This window comes from Spirosoma sordidisoli, assembly GCF_004138325.1.
GTDB lineage: Bacteria > Bacteroidota > Bacteroidia > Cytophagales > Spirosomataceae > Spirosoma > Spirosoma sordidisoli.
In genome coordinates this window covers 1,961,486-1,978,112 of record NZ_SBLB01000001.1, presented here as the reverse complement: position 1 = coordinate 1,978,112, position 16,627 = coordinate 1,961,486, and the positions used below count along the sequence as shown (strand labels likewise).

Below are 16,627 nucleotides of genomic sequence, written 5' to 3'. Positions count from 1 at the left end.
GTCAACACCGATTACTTAACTAAATAAAACAGCTTGACAAACAATCCTCTATGAAACAGTTATCCAGTTTTAGCTCCCTGCTGACAGAACGACTAGTGCGGGTGGCGGGGCTGTGGCTACTGATCCTGGTAGCGCAGACAGCGGGGGCTTTTGCACCTGATGATTCACCCCCTGGCAATCGGCCTCCGGGTGCCCGAAACGCACCCAAAGCGCTGGCACTCGGCAACCGCGTTTTTCACGATTACAACCGAAACGGTCGTCAGGACGATGGCGAAGTGGGGATCGGTAACGTAAAACTCCGGCTCTATCAGCAGGGAATCCAGCGCGGTCAGACGACCTCCGACGCCAATGGACAGTACACCTTCGACGACGCCGTTGTGACGGGAGGACTCAAGCCTAATACGGCCTATGAAATTCGGGTGGCTACAACCGATCTGCCAGCGGGCTTTTCGCTGACGAAACGGAACCAGGGCGATACCAGTGGCGACAGCGATGCGCAGGTCATCGGTAACCAGATCGTGGTATTTGCCGCCACCGGCGGTACCAACTCGCCCAACGACTCGTACGATATTGGACTGGCCGCTGGTGCTCCGGATCTGAGCCTGACAAAAACGGCCACCGTAACGAGCGTAACGCTGGGTAGTAACGCTGGCTTCACCATCCGGGTCGACAACATCAGCCCCGACGGCGTGGCTACCAACGTCGTTGTAAAAGACACCCTCGACGCCGGTGTACTCTACGTCTCATCCTCACCAGCGGCTACGGTCAGCACCACACCCTCGTCGCAGACGGTACTGACCTGGTCGCTGGGGACCATGCTGGCCGGCGCTACGTCGAGCATTAACCTGACGGTGAAAACAAACGCCGAAGGTATTGTCTATAATACGGCTTATGTCACGACCGCCGATGCCGAAATCAGCACGCGCAACAACGTAAGCCGCGCGGGGGTGACTGTACCGGTCAAGATGTGCCCGGGCGAGTCGTACGTCGCGAGCCTGCCCGTCGGGTACACCAATGTACAATGGTACCGAAATGCCAGTCCGGCTCCGGTAGCTTCGGGAAACAGCTTCACCATTACGCAGGCGGGTAGTTACAGCTTCACCACAACGGCTAATGTCGACTGTCCGGCCAGTGGTTGCGTACCGCTCGTTATCGAAGATGGTATCCTGCCGAACCTGAGTGCGGTGGCTTCGGCTACGGCTATCTGCGTGGGCGGCAGCACCAGCCTGACGGCTACCGGCTGCGGTACCGGTACAATTTTGTGGAGCACGGGGTCCAGCGCGGCCAGCATAACGGTATCGCCGACATCGACAACGGCTTATTCGTTCACCTGTACGTCGAACACCTACGGCACTTGTACCGCCAGCACATCGACAACCATTACGGTGAATCCGAACCCGGTAGTTACTCTGAGCAGTACGACGGTCTGCGCTGGTGCTACGGCCAGCCTGACGGCAACACCGGGCTATGCCAGCTACGTGTTCTCGCCGGGTCTGACTCAGGTGGGCGGTGCATCGGGTAATACGGCAACCCTGGCTACGAGCCTGAGTGCGGCCGGTAGCACAACGACCTATTCCGTGACGGCCATCTCTACGTCGGGCTGTTCGGCTACGGCCAGCGGTGCCATTACGGTGAATCCGAACCCCGTCATTACCCTCAGCAGCACGACGGTCTGCGCCGGCACGACAGCCAGCCTGACGGCGACACCGGGCTATGCCAGCTACGTTTTCTCACCGGGTCTGACCCAGGTCGGTGGCGCCGGTGGCAACACGGCTACAATCGCTACGAGCCTGAGCGCGGCTAACTCCTCGACGGTCTACAGCGTAACGGCTATCTCGGCTGAGGGCTGTACGGCAGTGGGCAGTGGTACGGTGGTGGTCAACAGCAACCCCGTCATTACCCTCAGCAGCACGACGGTCTGCGCCGGCACGACGGCCAGCCTGACGGCGACGCCAGGTTACGCTAGCTACGTTTTCTCGCCGGGTCTGACCCAGATCGGTGGCGCCAGTGGCAACACGGCCACCCTAGCGACGAGCCTGAGCGCGGCCGGTAGCACAACGACCTATTCCGTGACGGCCATCTCTACGTCGGGCTGTTCGGCTACGGCCAGCGGTGCCATTACGGTGAACCCGAACCCCGTCATCACCCTGAGCAGCACGACGGTCTGCGCTGGTGCTACAGCCAGTCTGACGGCGACACCAGGTTACGCCAGCTACGTCTTCTCACCAGGTCTGACTCAGGTCGGTGGCGCCAGTGGCAACACGGCCACCCTAGCGACGAGCCTGAGCGCGGCCAGCTCCTCGACGGTCTACAGCGTAACGGCCATCTCGGCCGAGGGCTGTACGGCGATGGGCAGCGGCACGGTAGTGGTGAACGCCAACCCGGTCGCCAGCATTACGGTAAGCAACGCTACCATCTGCTCGGGTCAGAGTTCAACGCTGACTGCCAGTGGGGGAGCAACCTACCGATGGTCGACAAACGAGGTAACGGCGGCTATTTCGGTCACCAGCACCGGAGTTTACTCGGTAACCGTAACGAACCAAGCCGGTTGCTCAGACGTGACCAGCGCTACGGTAACGGTTAACGCCAGTCCGCAACTGACCATAGATTCGGCAACGATCTGCGCCGGTACGTCAACCAATCTGGTAGTGGGCGGTTGCGAAGGCGGCAGCATCCTCTGGTCAACTGGCGACAATACGGCATCGCTATCGATCGAGCCGCTGGTAACGACGACCTACTCGGCTACGTGTACGTTCTCGACGGGCTGTTCATCGACCATTGCTACTACGATTACCGTCAACAGTGCCCCCACGTTCGATGTGGCTCCGACGGTGACTGCCGCTACCTGTACCGGTGCCAATCCGAACAGCGATGCGCGGTTTGACTTCACGACCCTGCAGAACGTAGAGCGTGCCGACATCGTACCGGGCAGCTCATATGGGAGCGGACCCGTCTACGGCGCGGCCAGCAACAAGCTGGTTGTTAGCGGAGCGGTGAGCTTCACCGGTATTGCGAACCCGACCCAGCGGCAAACCTATACCGTTCGACTGTTCAGCGCGGGTGGCACCTGTGTAACGGACGTTACCGTTACGCTCGATCCGGTGGTCTGCGAATGCCCGGCGCCGAAATGCGTACCGGTCGTGATCCGAAAAGTCAGATAATACAGGCGTTGGGCTCATGAGCCCAACCCTATGAAGATAGTATATTGAGAGGATAGTTAGAAAACCCCGGCGACGCTGTTGCCGGGGTTTTTTGTGGTCGATAGCACCCGGAGCCGAGCCCACGACCAGACGAAAACAGACAGACCGTTTGCTCACTGGCGACCCGGAAGTCGGGACAGTCGGCCGACGCAAGTGTCTATACGTTAAAACGTTGATTCTATTTTCCGTTGACGGCCATGGATCCGAAAGGACAGAACAACGAGGGCGTCTGCCGGATCGATGAACCGAAAGCAGGCCCGGACCGCCTGAACGGACTCATCCTGCCGGGATACGGGTGGTTTCTGGTATTGGTTTCTGACCGAAAGCAAGCCACCGGGTCATCGTGGCGGGCCTTTGATGAACATTCATCTCTGGCGACAGCTGACAGGCAGAGGCTGGCTCATAAACGCATGTCCGGTCACAAAAACGGTTGATGATCAACGTATACACCTGAAAATGACCAATAGACTATTTAATCTATTTGATAAATAGTTTGTTATATTGACAGGCTAACCTCCCTGCTTTATGAAACTTACCGGACATTCAATCAGTAGTCGAACTGCTTCTAAACCAGTGCGCATCTTTCTCGTTGAGGATAACGAAGATCAGGGAACGCTGATTCAGAAGATTGTTCAGCAAAGTCTTCCCAACGTGCAGGTTATCTGGGCCCGCTCGCCGAAAGAGGCTCTGGTGCAGCTGGACGCCTGGACCTATCAGGAGTGGGAGATTCCGAAGCTGATCCTGATGGATTTATACATGCCCGACCGGATCGATGGTCTGGCGTTGCTGGAGTACATAAAAAACATGCCTTTTCCGCTGGGTCAGGTTCCGGTGGTGACGTTTAGCTCATCAGATAATAGCGCTGACATCCTCAAAACGTACGAGTTGGGCGCTTCTTCTTACCTGAAAAAACCGGTCGATTATGATCAGTGGTTGCTGTATTTCCAGACATTGGGCAGCTACTGGCTGGAGACGGTTACCCTGCCTGCCAACCGATACCGGTTGTAAGGGTATATCTGTGATCACAGCTAAGTTACTGAGATGACCAGCGTGGACGCGGAACGACGAGGTCTTTCTGATAACTTTAGCAAGGCTGCTGGGAAAGGTCAGAGCAGGCGTGGAAAAGCTGCCGGAGCGCGGACGGCTCCGGCAGCGGCCGGCCGTCCCTTTAGGGGTTGTTTAGGGAAGTCAGTTGAGAAGTTAAAGCCGTGATGAGACCCGTTTTTTTACCCCCAGCCCCCTAAAGGGGGAGCCCATTCGGCGCGGACGGCTCCCCCTTTAGGGGGCTGGGGGGTGTAAAAGGCGGCCCCTCGAGCCGACTAAATTCAGCAGATAACTTCCCCAAACAAGCTCTCGAGCCCCAGCGGGGCGCCCTGTTCATAGAACCCCGGCGCAGAATTGCCTTCCAAGCCCCGAATACTAACTCAGCTAACCGGTTGAGGGCGTACTTTTTCCCACGACTGGCTTTCGGGATTATACGCTTTGAGCAAACGCGCCGGATTCCCGCCCACCACCGAATAGGGGGGCACATCTTTCGTAACGATACTGCCAGCCGCTACCACCGAGTGCTTACCGATCCGCACCCCGGCCGTGATGACCGCGTTGGCCCCAATCCAGCATTCGTCTTCAATCACCACACAGCGGCTGGTGGGTGGTTGCAGGCGGATGGGTTTGTCGAGCGATTCGTAGCTGTGGTTCAGCCCCGAAATAACCACGTGCTGCGCAATGATAACCTGCGTGCCGATCCGGACGGGGCCGATGACCACACTGCTGATGCCTACCCGCGAGCTGGGCCCGATGGTAACATCGCCAACCCCGTTGTTGATCACGCAGAAGTCTTCGATAGTGGCATGATCGGCCAGCTCAAATTTTCGGAACGGCAGCACGTCCAGTCTGGCCGACCGGCAGATGCGGGCTCCTTTGCCTTTCTTATGGATAAACGGATTCACGAACCAGCTCACCCACCACCGCGGACGCGCTTGCCCTTTCGGAATGAGCAGATAATGAATAAGTTGTTTCAGACGCGGGTTGTCGGCAACCCTGTGCGCAATAGTCATGACCATACAGAAAATTCGGTAGTAGCCAGCCTTAAACGATAGCCGGCTGGTGGTTGGCTGCCAGCAGATACTGACTCATCCCCTGCTGACAGTAGATGATTTTTTTCTCCTTCGACACCATAGCCCGGGCGTAGTTCTCGTTCCGCTTGTCGGGGCTGACTTCGCGGTGGTAGATATGAAACTGGATGGCGCCGAACCGAATGAATTGCAGGCTAACGTTCTTGTTCATCAGCCGCAGCGCCAGGTCGGTATCCTCCCAGCCCCACCCCTTGAAACTTTCGTCGTAGCCATTCACGTCGACCAGGTCCTGCCGCCAGAAAGCCATGTTACAGCCCGTAGTATACAGGTACTCGGTCGGCCAGTGGTAATACCAGCGCATGGGGTTCTGCAAAACCGGAAGCCGTAGCCGACGCCAGCTCATCTTGTTCAGTTTGAACGGAATATGCTCGCTCGCAGCCGGATCGGCCAGGAGCCGGGTCGATTCGTCGGGCGATAGGTAATACCGGTTTCCCGAGAAAAAGAATCCCTGGCGCGCGTTGGCCAGCTGGTCTTTTACGTAATGGCGGTGCAGAATGATGTCGCTGTCGATCTGCAGGATGTACTGATAGCTGGACCGCGCCAGTCCTTTGTTGCGGATGCGGGCCAGCTGAAACCCTTCGTCGGGTTGCCAGACATGAAGCAGCGGCACCGGACTCAGCGGCCGGAGCTGATCGATCAGCTGCCGGGTATCGTCGCGGGAGCCGTCATCGCAGACAATAATCTCGTTCGGAAGAACACTCTGCCGGAACGCACTCAACAGGCAAAGCCGCAGGGCATCGGGCCAGTTGTAGGTAGATATTAACAGGCTACAGGTAGGTCGTTTCTTCATACAAGTCAGGATAGAACGGCTCTGTAAGTGTGCTGAATGACAAATACATTCAAATAAGGCATATGTTTTGTTAATAAAAAATAGGTTAATCGAATTTTAACAACTCAATTGTTTACTTAATATGGATTATCATAAATTATAGCATTATACTTGTGTGAAATTCGTGCTCCTATGGCCGCTATCTCACACAAACCATCCACCGGTATTACCGAACTCCGCCAGCAACTGAAGCGCTTTCTGGTCGACGACCCCGAGGTGTCTATTGTTGTTCCGGCCTATAATGAAGAAAAGACGATTGAGCGACTGCTGAAGTCGATGGCGGCTCAGGTAACGTCTTACCGGGTCGAGCTGATCATTGCCAACAACAACTCGACCGATCGGACCCAGGCCCTGCTCGACCAGTACGGGGTTCGGTCTCTGTTCGTACAGCAGCAGGGCGTGGCCTACGCGCGGCAGGCCGGGCTCGAAGCGGCCCGGGGCATCTACATTGCCAACGCCGACGCCGATAGTGTGTATCCGCCTACCTGGCTCAATACCATCATCAAACCGCTGGAGAACCCGGCCGTGAGCTGCACCTACGGCACCTACTCGTTTATTCCCAGCGCCCGGACCTCGCCCCTGCAGCTGGCCCTCTACGAACGGGCGTCGCGGCTGGCGTCGCTGATGCGCAGCCGGACCAGCGAGCCCACCAACGTGCTGGGGTTCAACTTCGCCTTCCGGCGGGCCGACGCGCTGGCCGTGGGTGGCTTCAATCTCAACGCCGGTCATACCGGTACAGTGAATCATAAAAGCGGGCCCTGCGAAGACGGCTGGATGGCCCTTTGCCTGATGGAACGCGGTCGTTTATACCGGGTGTCGTCGCCCAAAGCCCGCGCCCGCACCAGCGATCGCCGGCTGCTGGAGTCGGGCGGACTGGGGCAGGCGTTTACGATGCGGCTCCGGCGCGAGTGGAAACGATTAATGGCTTAACTGCTTCGTATTATGGTACTTATTTTTCAGTGGGCGGCTGCCGCTCTGTTTCTATACACGGGTCTCGTTGTGCTGTACCTGCTGTTTTTTGCGCTGGCGGGCCGGCTTCGGAAAAACAAAAATATGGTTCGGACCTACGCGGCCACGAGCCAGCGCATTGCGGTGCTGATTCCGGCCTATCGCGAAGATGGCGTCATTCTGGAGTCGGCGCAGCAGGGCTTGCTGCAAACCTACCCGGCATCGATGTACGACGTAATCGTGATTGCCGATTCGCTGCAGCCCGAAACCATCCAGACCCTGCGAAAGCTTCCGATCCAGGTCATCGAAGTGTCGTTCGAGAAGTCGACCAAGGCCAAGGCGCTCAATGTGGCGTTGCAGCAGCTGCCCACTACGTACGACATCGCCGTTATCCTGGACGCCGATAACCTGATGGCGCCTGACTTTCTGCAACAAATCAACACGGCCTTTCAGCAGGGCTGGCGCATTGTACAGGGGCATCGGGTGGCCAAGAATACCGACAGCAGCGTGGCGGTGCTGGACGCCATCAGCGAAGAAATCAACAACCATATTTTCCGGCAGGGCCACCGGTCGGTAGGCTTGTCGGCCGCGCTCATTGGCTCGGGTATGGCGTTCGAATACGCGCTGCTGCGGCAGATCATGCCGGAGGTACAGGCGGTGGGTGGGTTCGACAAAGAACTGGAGATGCGGCTGCTGAGTCAGCGAATTCCGTTTACCTACGTAGCCAACGCCTTCGTATACGATGAAAAGGTGCCCAACGAAGCGGTTTTCGAACGGCAGCGCACCCGCTGGATTGCGGCTCAGTACAAATACCTGCGGCTGAATTTCCGGTCTGGAATCCGGTCGTTGCTGGAAGGCAACATCGACTATGCCGACAAGGTGTTTCAGACGCTGATACCACCCCGTATTCTGTTGATGGGCGGGTTGCTGCTGGCCGTCATCGCCAGTGCGCTGGTCAACAGTCCGGTCTTTCTGCTGATTACCGGCATTCAGCTGGCTCTGTTGCTGATCACGTTCTACATCTCAACGCCCAACGCCCTGATTCGTCAGATCGGCCCGGCCGAGCTGCTGAAGCTGCCGGTTCTTTTCACGAGCTTCATCAAGTCGATCTACAAGATGAAAACGGCCAAGAACCAGTTCCTCCACACGCCCCACAGCGCCAAAGGCGTCAGCCAGTAAGAACCAGGATTCATCGCTGCCGGGCGGTTTGACGTCACCACCCTGACTGTGCCGATAGGCCAGTCAGTGGTGCGAACCGTGCCCCCAGTGACAGGGATGGCAGATGTAGTGAAGCAGCCGCACCAGCGGCCCCGCCTTTGCGTCTCCTAACCGTTCTGTCGATAAGGCGAATAAGACGCAAGGGGTTGGACCTGCCCGGTGGTTCGTGTCTGCACCGGGGACGCGTATCGGGCTACGCGTCCCGGACTACGCTCCAGGGAATAATACACGGGGATCACGGTCTGCACCCCTGGCTGGCCTATCGGCACAGTCAGGGGGAAATGGCATGGTATCGACCAGTACCTGTGCGGTTGTCGTCCTGACCGCACGTAGAGACGCAACCGCCCGGCGGCCCGGCCTTTGCGTCTTCTGTCCGGATGGTTTGTTGCTGTCGCGTAGGTGGTCCGTGAGGACACGGACCACGGTGTAGGGCACAGTCAGGGTGCTGCCGCGAATGAGACGCAAGGGGTTGCGTCTCTACTTGGCTAACTGAAGATCGTTGGCGCGACGGGCTTTTTCCCAGATGCCGGAGGTGTTGCCACGCCAGTAGCGCTGGAAGCCCAGTATGGCACAACCGTTCATGAAGGTGAAATAAAACGGAACAAACAGCACTTTGACGCGCAATTGCCGATGCTCCAGCCGGTACCCCAGCCAGGCGGCTCCGTAAAACGCACACTGACCAATAAACAGCAGCACCCAGAAACCATAGGCCAGGGGCGACAGGGGTTCGATGCCCAGCACCAGCGCCAGATTGGCCAGCCAGATCAGCGGCAACAGAAACGGCGTAACGGCCCAGCGCAGCACCCGGTGCGACACGTACTGAAACGTCAACCAGCCGTAGCGGAATCCGTTCAGCAGGTACAGCAGCCGCCGGATCGACTGGAAACCCCCGGCCGCAATCCGGACTTTTCGTTTTTTCTCCTCAACGATCGAGAACGAAGGCCGCTCGAGCGCGTAAGCATCGGGCTCATACTCGACCCGATACCCCCGCCCCGCAATGCGCAGGGAAATCATGAAGTCGTCGAGCAGCGTATCCGTCTCTACGGGTTCGTACAGCCTGGTACGGAGGGCAAACAGCTCCCCGGCCGCGCCAACGACCGTATGCAGTTCGGCATCTTTCCGCTTCAGGTATGATTCGTATTTCCAGTAGAGCCCTTCGCCCGCGCCCGCAGCCGCTTCGGCATCGAACACCTCGATGCGCTTTTCGCCCGCTACCGCACCCACGTTTTCGTCGTAGAAATGGCGCACCAGATTACGGATAGCGCGGGCGTTGAGCTGGGTATTGGCGTCGCTGAAAACGACCAGCGGGGTGCTGACGTGCTGCATGGCCTGGTTCATGGCCGCTACCTTGCCCGCCCGTTCGGTGCCGCCCAGGACGCTGATCTGCGGGTCGCCCGCGTCGCGCAGGGCTTCGAGGTAGGCCGTAGACCCATCGGTCGACCCTTCGGTGACGAACAGAAAGCGGAGCTGCCCGGCGGGGTAATCGAGCGCGCGCGAGTTGCTGAGTTTAGCGGGCAGGCAGTCCATCTCGTTGTAGGCCGGAATGATCAGCGTCACCGGCGGACTGTACGAATCATCGGCCGGGAGCGGCCGGCGACCTTTGATCCAGCGCCGTAGGGCTACCAGGATCGTGATCACGATCCCGTAACCGACGTAGGTATAGGCCACAACGGCCAGACATAACAGGAGGAAGAGCTGCATAGCTAATTACGCCATTGAATAGGTAGATGCCGTGACCGACTGCGGGGCCGGGGCAAAAGTACGGTAGGTAGCCAGCAGTTGTTGAGCTGAGCGTTGCCACGAGAAGCGGGCCACCTGCTTTTGGCCACGTTCGATCAGCGTTTGCCGGAGGGCCGGGTCGTGGCGAAGGCGGTGCATGGCCACCACCATCTGGTTGGGCTGGTGCGGGTCGACCAGCAGCGCAGCATCACCGGCTACCTCGGGCATGGAGGTAACCCGGCTCGTGATAACGGGGGTGCCGCAGGCCATGGCTTCCAGAATAGGCAGGCCAAAGCCCTCGCTGATGGACGGGAACAGAAACGTTTCGGCCAGCCCATAGAGCGCCGGCAGGTCGTCGTTGTCGATGTAGCCGATAAACTGGCAGCGCTGTTCCACAAACGCATACTCCTCGGCGGTGAGCAGCTGCTTCAGAAACGCGGGGAGCTTGCCGCTGATTACCAGCTGCACATCGGTGTCGATCTGGCCGTAGCGAATGAAAGCCTTCAGCACCGTTGTCATGTTTTTGCGCGGGTCCGAACTGCCCAGGAAAAGCATAAACCGCTCGGGCAGATGGTACGTGGCCCTGGCGCGGTCGCGCTGCTGATCGGTGATGGGCTCCGAAAACCGGGCGCTGACGCCGTTGTAGAGTACCTCGATCGGCGTTTTGGCCAGGTTCAGCTCGCCCTTGATCTGCTGGCTGGCAAAATGCGACACCGTCAGGATTTTATGGCAGCGCCGAATCAGCCGCCGAACCAGCAGGGCCCGGTACCGGTTGCCGAAGCGCTGATAGGCCGTTGCGGTATTAACGCCGAAGGCGGGCATCAGAAACAGCACATCGTGCAGGGTCAGCATCAGCGGAACGCCGGGCATCAGCGGAGCCGTGTTGGCGGTGCAATGCAGCACGTCGAGCCGGTAATCGCGGATGGCTTTCGGGAGTGCCACCTGCTCCCAGTGCACGTAGTTGTTGCCCGTTACCTTGACCAGCGTAAAATTCTCGCGCAGGGTAAGACAGCCTTCGTCCACGTCGGGGCGCACAAAAATGAAATACTCGTTGTCATGGTCGATCTGCTGGAGGGCATTGATAAGCTCCAGCGCGACAATGTCCATACCGTGTTTATGAGGTCTGAGGAGCCGCTGAGCTTCAATTCCGATTCGCATACACAGGGGGTGTTAACAGGGTTATGGCGTCGGCTGACAGGGGTGCCGGACGGGCTACGCTATGGCGCAGGTTCCAGCCGACGCCGTTGAGCAGCGCCTTCAAAAATGATAGTTGGCCACGCAGGCTGTAGCGCACCATGGCTTTCGGTAAAGCCAGGCCGGCGTAGTACAGCAAAAAAAACAGCAGCCGGGGCGGAGCCACGTTCCGGCGCATGAACAGAATCCGGTTTCGGGTCTGGTAATACACCTTCATCGGGTTCCCCTTGCCTACGGATATCGACTCTTTGTGATAAACCAGCGCCGAGGGCTGGTAATAAATGACATAGCCAGCCTCGCGGATCCGGATGCACCAGTCGAGTTCTTCGTAGTACAGAAAATACAGCTCGGGCAGCAGGCCGGCCCGCTCGATGGCGTCGCGCTTCACCAGCATGGCCGCGCCGTGGGCAAAGGGCGTAGGGCCCGGCTGGTCGAACTGGCCTTGGTCTACCTGATGGCTGCCAACGGCCCAGGCCTGTCCGGTATAGGTGTTCAGGGGCGTGTAGCCGGCGTACTGGATAACGGTCGGATGATCGAAAAAACGAATCTTGGGGCAGGTGACCCCAATGGCGTTGTCGGTGGCGAAGGGTTCCAGCAGGCGCTCGATCAGGTCGGGGGCCAGCTCGGTATCGTTGTTGAGAATGAGCAGGAAATCGCCCGTAGCCTGCCGGATACCCGCGTTGTTGCCGCCCGCAAAACCCAGGTTGGCGTTGGTAACGATGAGCTGCAGGTTCGGCAGGCCCATAGCCATCAGGGCCGGTTCGGGGTTCTGGGTCGAATGGTTATCGACAACGATGATTTCGAGCGATGGATACGTCAGCTGCTGTACCGACGCCAGCAGGGCGCAGGTAACCTCGACCTGGTTGTAGTTCAGGATGATCAGCGAAACGAGCGGCTGGCTGTTCATACATTTTCTTTCTGGAAAACAGCCTTTACCGTCCGGATCAGGATAATCAGATCGGTCCGGAAGGAGTAGGTCCGGGCGTAGAGCGCATCGAGCTGAATCCGTTCCTGGTCCGACACGCCGGCTTTACCGCGTTTGGTGACCTGCCAGAGGCCCGTTAGCCCCGCCGGAGCCGCAAACCGGCGGGCGTAGCCGATGGTGGTCAGCTTTTCGGCTTCGTAGGGCGGCAGGGGGCGGTTGCCCACAAACGACATATCGCCTTTGAGGATGTTGAACAGCTGCGGCAGCTCGTCGATGCTCGTATTGCGCAGGAACTTGCCCAGGCGGGTTACGCGCGGATCTTCCTTGAACTTCATGAACATAGCTTTGGCTTTGCGGTTCCGCTGCACCTGAATCTCACAGACCTGCATGTTATCCTGAAACAACGGCCGCTGGCAGGGCGTACCCGCCTGCTGGCAGGTTTCGCAGAGCGCATCGGGAGCCGGCTCGGGCTGGGCCGACTGGTACATGTTCTGCGACGCCATGCCCGAAATGAGCTTGTCGGCCCCGGTGCGCATGGTTCTGAACTTGTACATGTCGAACAGTTTGTAGCCCATACCGATCCGTTTGGATTTGTACAGAATCGGCCCTTTGGAGTCGAGCCGGATCAGCACCGCCACCACCAGCAGCAGGGGGGAGATCAGCAGCAGCACCCCGGCCGATACGGCCATGTCGAACAGGCGTTTGCCGAGAGGCATCCGAAGCGGCTCTTCGTTGTCGAAGGTCGTAAACGCTGTTTTGTATTCTTTTTTTCGGATGAGGTAGGTCAGCCGCTGCCGAACCGCCGTGGGATCGTAATCCAGCGGAAACACGTCGATAATGGGCTGACCTTCGGCCTGCACGTTCGTGTCGGGTTCGGCGTTGGGGCTGAGCAGCATAACGGCAAACGCCTGGTCGAGCCGGATCGTGTCGATGCTGTTGAGGAATTTCAGCCCGCCCAGCTCATCATTGACCACGACCAGATCGAACGGCCGCCCCTGCTGGAGGGCTGCCAGCGCTTCTGACCGGCCGGGCAGCACCGTCACCGACCCCAGCGTAGCAAACGCCTGCACGAAATCAGAGGCTCTTTCGGTGTTGTCTTCAACATACAGTATGCGAAAATCAACGGTATTGACGGGCGAGTCTGAAGTCATCACAGAGAAAGGGTCGTTACTGTCGGAAAGGGCTCAGTCGTGCGGCATCGAAATCGGTCCGGAAGGTCCGGCGATCATTGGTCCGGCGGAGTAGGGCTTTGATTTTAGCCTCTATTTCCAGGGGATTGAACGGCTTGATGATGAAGTCGTCGGCCCCCTGGTCAATGCATTTCACTTTCAGCGCGCTGTCGTCGGCGCTGGACAGCACGATAATGGGTACGTGGCGGTACAGGGAGCTGCTGCGGATCAGATCGATCATTTCGGTGCCATCGAGCATCGGCATCCGCAGGTCGGTCAGGATAATATCGGGAACGTTGCCCGACTCCAGCCACATCATCGCTTCCATGCCATTGGCAAATGAGGTAATCTTAAACTGGGCGCCAAGGGCCTGCTCGATGATCCTTCTGATGAAGACGTCATCATCTATATGAAGGACGTGGTAGCTATTTTCCATGAGGTTGTCTTTGTGCTTGCTGTAAAGTTACAAGTGTCAAATATGGCAAATTATAAGTTTACTAAAAACCATATACGTAATTATTCAGGTGGCCAGCGCAAATTTTAATGGGGGCCAGTTATTTCCGGGCAACAATTGACGAATACTAACCATTCATCGATTAGTGCATTTTAATCGTATTTTCATAAGCGTTTGATAGAAAGGCTGTTGAGCTGATGATAGTGGTGTATGATACGTCTTTTCTTTTTCATGTGCCAGATTGAGGTGAAACTGTTTACTTACGGCCATGTCATTGTTTAATAAGTAACAATGAGTTGACTTTAAAGTTAAAATAGTAAATTTGAGAATTAGCACTGTAACAAGCATAAATCGTTCCAGAAAATCGGGCTTGCCCCCGCTTCTGGAACGATTTATGCACTGAATAGGCTGGTTTATTTCTCCAACTAGTTAAACACGATAGTCATGATCTGGAAACTGTACAAGGCCGCAACCCTTACGAGTATACGCTGCGTGCTGATGACCATCTTCGAACCAGATTCATCGGAGCAGATCGATCGGCAGCTGACATACACGGGTCAGTTGAAACGGATCATCCGCTGCGTAAGAGCGTACCAGGCGCTGCATCCGGCTTTTGCAACCGCTACCTATGGCAACCTGGCCGGGTATCTGCAGCAACACCTCTCTACCGCCGAGCGGGCCGTCCTGCTCCAGCTCCTGCACCCGGCATCCATGCCCACCGAACCCGGCCTGGCGTTTAAACTGTAAAGCGACCCGCCGTTTTTTGGTATCCCGGTGGCCCGGTCCTTCGTCGGGATTGCAAAAAAGGTCAGGTCAGGTCCTGGCGGTGGCGTTTCTTGAACTGAAGCGGGTTCTCGCCGGTCAGCCGCCTGAAAATCCGGTTGAAATACGACAGACTCTCGAATCCGCAGGCAAAGCAGGCTTCCGATACGGTATGGTCCATGAGCAGCAGCTTCTGCGCCTGATTGATCCGGTACTGGTTCAGAAACTGGGTAAACGTAAGCCCGGTAATCCGTTTGAAGTAGCGGCAGAAGGCCGATTCGGTAAGGCTGGCCAGGGCAGCCACCTCCGGAATCTCGATTTTACGCGCATACTCGTCGACAATGAACTGATGCACCCGTTTCAGCCGCTGCTGCTCGTTGAGGTTATAGGCACTGGCCACCGCCTGGCCGTGTAAGGGAGTGTATTCGGTGCTGGTAGCCAGTTGCTGAAAGATGCGAAGCAAGCTGAGCAGCCGCTCGAACGACGGCAGCCCGGCTAGCTGGCTCAGTTGCTGCCCAACGGCCTCCTTGGTAGCCCCGTAGAACGACAGCCCCGACCGGGCGCGCTCGAACAGGCGGGTAACAGCAGCCAGCTCGGGGGCCTGCCAGAACACCTCACCCAGAAAGTTTTCTTTCAGCTGGACCACCACTTTGCGGTGCTCGGTCCTGACCCCGTAGTCGAAGTTCAGGTGCGGCACGTTGGGGCCAATAAAAACGAGGTCGCTGCCTTCGTAGCGCGAAATGTGGTTGCCTACGTGGCGGGTGCCGCTGGCGCCTTCGATAAACACAATCTCATACTCCGGGTGGTAATGCCACAGGAAAACGTCGCTCAGGTGGGGCGTCAGCAGGATATGGAACGAGCTGTCGGCATCCGGGCTGATCTGTTCGAGCGCTAGTTTCATACGGGGCAAATTTTGTGCATATCTGCTGGTTTGTGAGAGTCTGGTGCTATCCGAGAGCAATATAGTACAAAAAAGGGCTAGTTTCGTCATAACACCTCCCGCCCCGGTCGGGCTACCTTTGTCGTAACCAAACCCTGTTTTTACCGATCAGTTCGTATGGAAGCAACTCCAACCATGACGCCGACCATGGCGCCCGCCAACGCCCACAAAGACATTCCGGGCAACCCCTCAACGGCTACCAGCAGCAAAATCAGCCTGAGCGACCGTTCCGGCGAAACGGTCAAACCGCTGCGGGTGCTATCAGAAGCCGACTGGCAGTTCTGGAAAGAAAACGGTTATATCGTTGTCAAACAGGCCGTGCCGCGCGAACAGGCCGAGCGGCTGGCCCGTTTTCTGTGGGCGTTTGAAGAAAAAGACCCCAACGACCCCGGCACCTGGTACGCGCCCCCGCGGGCCGATATGCAGATGAAAGAGCTGATCGGCAGCGGCATGGTCGAGCTCTATAACCACCAGTACCAATGGGATAACCGCCAGTACCCCCGCGTCTACGATGCGTTTGTCGACATCTGGGGCACCGAGCACCTCTGGGTAACCATCGACCGGGCCAACCTGAATTTTCCGCTGCGTCCGCAGGATACCTTCAAAGGATTCATTCACTGGGACTACGACCCCGAAACCCGCCCTCAGAACGTGCAGGGGGTGCTGGCCCTGGCCGATCAGAACGATGAAAACATGGGCGGTTTCCAGTGCATACCCGAGCTGTATCGCACCTACGACACCTGGAAGCTGACCCAACCCGCCGACCGCAACCGGTTCAAACCCGATATAACGGGCTTCGAAGACAAGCTGGTCAAGGTAAAGATGAACGCCGGCGATCTGCTGATCTTCAACAGCACCCAGCCCCACGGCATCCGGCCCAACCGCTCGGCCGATCAGGTGCGGATTGCGCAGTATATATCCATGATGCCGGCCGAAGAAGACAACGAAGCCCTGCGGCAGTGGCGCATCACGTCCTGGCGCGACCGCATCGCCCCCGAGGGCTACGCCTTTCCCGGCGACCCGCGCGGCTGGGAGCGCACCCGCCACCAGACCGCCGAACTAAGCGAGCTGGGTAAAAAACTGCTGGGCCTGACCCGCTGGGCCGACGAGTAGAGAAGCGGCTGCCTGTGGTTC

Annotated in this window: 14 protein-coding genes; 6 read left to right on the top strand and 8 right to left on the bottom strand. The window is 57.8% G+C overall.

Annotated features, from left to right (window positions below; genetic code table 11):
- The first annotated feature begins 50 nt into the window (after positions 1-50).
- Both EQG79_RS08435 and EQG79_RS08430 read left to right on the top strand, forming a co-directional pair.
- Positions 51-3,161, top strand: coding sequence for an SdrD B-like domain-containing protein (locus EQG79_RS08435; RefSeq protein ID WP_129601088.1), 3,111 nt, complete (start codon positions 51-53; stop codon positions 3,159-3,161).
- Positions 3,162-3,773: 612 nt separating this feature from the next.
- Positions 3,774-4,208, top strand: coding sequence for a response regulator (locus tag EQG79_RS08430; RefSeq protein ID WP_240699305.1), 435 nt, complete (start codon positions 3,774-3,776; stop codon positions 4,206-4,208).
- Positions 4,209-4,624: 416 nt separating this feature from the next.
- Here the strand turns inward: EQG79_RS08430 and EQG79_RS08425 are convergent, their stop codons facing one another.
- Positions 4,625-5,257 carry an acyltransferase gene (locus tag EQG79_RS08425; protein WP_077923534.1) on the bottom strand — a complete coding sequence of 211 codons (633 nt, stop codon included), beginning with the start codon at positions 5,255-5,257 and terminating at the stop codon, positions 4,625-4,627.
- 31 nt (positions 5,258-5,288) lie between these two features.
- Positions 5,289-6,125: a glycosyltransferase family 2 protein gene (locus tag EQG79_RS08420; RefSeq protein ID WP_129601086.1), complete on the bottom strand. Its 837-nt coding sequence runs from the start codon at positions 6,123-6,125 to the stop codon at positions 5,289-5,291.
- 171 nt (positions 6,126-6,296) lie between these two features.
- Between EQG79_RS08420 and EQG79_RS08415 the strand changes: the two genes are divergently transcribed.
- The gene (locus EQG79_RS08415) at positions 6,297-7,094 is read left to right on the top strand and encodes a glycosyltransferase family 2 protein (protein WP_129601085.1); all 798 of its coding nucleotides are present in this window, start codon (positions 6,297-6,299) and stop codon (positions 7,092-7,094) included.
- 12 nt (positions 7,095-7,106) lie between these two features.
- The gene (locus EQG79_RS08410) at positions 7,107-8,291 is read left to right on the top strand and encodes a glycosyltransferase (RefSeq protein ID WP_129601084.1); all 1,185 of its coding nucleotides are present in this window, start codon (positions 7,107-7,109) and stop codon (positions 8,289-8,291) included.
- Positions 8,292-8,807: 516 nt separating this feature from the next.
- Here the strand turns inward: EQG79_RS08410 and EQG79_RS08405 are convergent.
- From EQG79_RS08405 to EQG79_RS08385, 5 genes are read right to left on the bottom strand one after another with little or no spacing between them, the layout of a single operon-like run.
- Complete coding sequence (locus EQG79_RS08405) at positions 8,808-10,031, bottom strand: glycosyltransferase family 2 protein (RefSeq protein ID WP_129601083.1); 1,224 nt, start codon at positions 10,029-10,031, stop codon at positions 8,808-8,810.
- Positions 10,032-10,037: 6 nt separating this feature from the next.
- Positions 10,038-11,207: a glycosyltransferase family 4 protein gene (locus EQG79_RS08400; protein ID WP_077923510.1), complete on the bottom strand. Its 1,170-nt coding sequence runs from the start codon at positions 11,205-11,207 to the stop codon at positions 10,038-10,040.
- A complete protein-coding gene (locus EQG79_RS08395) occupies positions 11,191-12,150 on the bottom strand; it encodes a glycosyltransferase family 2 protein (RefSeq protein WP_129601082.1) in 960 nt (319 codons plus the stop codon). The genes EQG79_RS08400 and EQG79_RS08395 overlap by 17 nt, the downstream gene beginning before the upstream one ends.
- Positions 12,147-13,319, bottom strand: coding sequence for a sugar transferase (locus tag EQG79_RS31540; RefSeq protein ID WP_077923512.1), 1,173 nt, complete (start codon positions 13,317-13,319; stop codon positions 12,147-12,149). The genes EQG79_RS08395 and EQG79_RS31540 overlap by 4 nt, the downstream gene beginning before the upstream one ends.
- Before the next feature lie 16 nt (positions 13,320-13,335).
- Positions 13,336-13,773, bottom strand: coding sequence for a response regulator transcription factor (locus EQG79_RS08385; protein ID WP_077923513.1), 438 nt, complete (start codon positions 13,771-13,773; stop codon positions 13,336-13,338).
- Between the two features lie 462 nt (positions 13,774-14,235).
- Between EQG79_RS08385 and EQG79_RS08380 the strand changes: the two genes are divergently transcribed.
- Positions 14,236-14,538: a hypothetical protein gene (locus EQG79_RS08380; protein ID WP_129601081.1), complete on the top strand. Its 303-nt coding sequence runs from the start codon at positions 14,236-14,238 to the stop codon at positions 14,536-14,538.
- Positions 14,539-14,599: 61 nt separating this feature from the next.
- Here the strand turns inward: EQG79_RS08380 and EQG79_RS08375 are convergent, their stop codons facing one another.
- The gene (locus tag EQG79_RS08375; RefSeq protein WP_077923515.1) at positions 14,600-15,454 is read right to left on the bottom strand and encodes an AraC family transcriptional regulator; all 855 of its coding nucleotides are present in this window, start codon (positions 15,452-15,454) and stop codon (positions 14,600-14,602) included.
- Between the two features lie 156 nt (positions 15,455-15,610).
- Between EQG79_RS08375 and EQG79_RS08370 the strand changes: the two genes are divergently transcribed.
- On the top strand, positions 15,611-16,606 hold the full coding sequence (locus EQG79_RS08370; protein WP_129601080.1) for a phytanoyl-CoA dioxygenase family protein: 996 nt from the start codon (positions 15,611-15,613) through the stop codon (positions 16,604-16,606).
- Positions 16,607-16,627 lie beyond the last annotated feature (21 nt).

Coding starts and splice junctions, on each gene's coding strand:
- EQG79_RS08435 (WP_129601088.1), top strand. CDS start 51: ATGAAACAGTTATCCAGTTTTAGCTCCCTGCTGACAGAACGACTAGTG.
- EQG79_RS08425 (WP_077923534.1), bottom strand. CDS start 5,257: ATGACTATTGCGCACAGGGTTGCCGACAACCCGCGTCTGAAACAACTT.
- EQG79_RS08420 (WP_129601086.1), bottom strand. CDS start 6,125: ATGAAGAAACGACCTACCTGTAGCCTGTTAATATCTACCTACAACTGG.
- EQG79_RS08415 (WP_129601085.1), top strand. CDS start 6,297: ATGGCCGCTATCTCACACAAACCATCCACCGGTATTACCGAACTCCGC.
- EQG79_RS08410 (WP_129601084.1), top strand. CDS start 7,107: ATGGTACTTATTTTTCAGTGGGCGGCTGCCGCTCTGTTTCTATACACG.
- EQG79_RS08405 (WP_129601083.1), bottom strand. CDS start 10,031: ATGCAGCTCTTCCTCCTGTTATGTCTGGCCGTTGTGGCCTATACCTAC.
- EQG79_RS08400 (WP_077923510.1), bottom strand. CDS start 11,207: ATGCGAATCGGAATTGAAGCTCAGCGGCTCCTCAGACCTCATAAACAC.
- EQG79_RS08395 (WP_129601082.1), bottom strand. CDS start 12,150: ATGAACAGCCAGCCGCTCGTTTCGCTGATCATCCTGAACTACAACCAG.
- EQG79_RS31540 (WP_077923512.1), bottom strand. CDS start 13,319: ATGACTTCAGACTCGCCCGTCAATACCGTTGATTTTCGCATACTGTAT.
- EQG79_RS08385 (WP_077923513.1), bottom strand. CDS start 13,773: ATGGAAAATAGCTACCACGTCCTTCATATAGATGATGACGTCTTCATC.
- EQG79_RS08380 (WP_129601081.1), top strand. CDS start 14,236: ATGATCTGGAAACTGTACAAGGCCGCAACCCTTACGAGTATACGCTGC.
- EQG79_RS08375 (WP_077923515.1), bottom strand. CDS start 15,454: ATGAAACTAGCGCTCGAACAGATCAGCCCGGATGCCGACAGCTCGTTC.
- EQG79_RS08370 (WP_129601080.1), top strand. CDS start 15,611: ATGGAAGCAACTCCAACCATGACGCCGACCATGGCGCCCGCCAACGCC.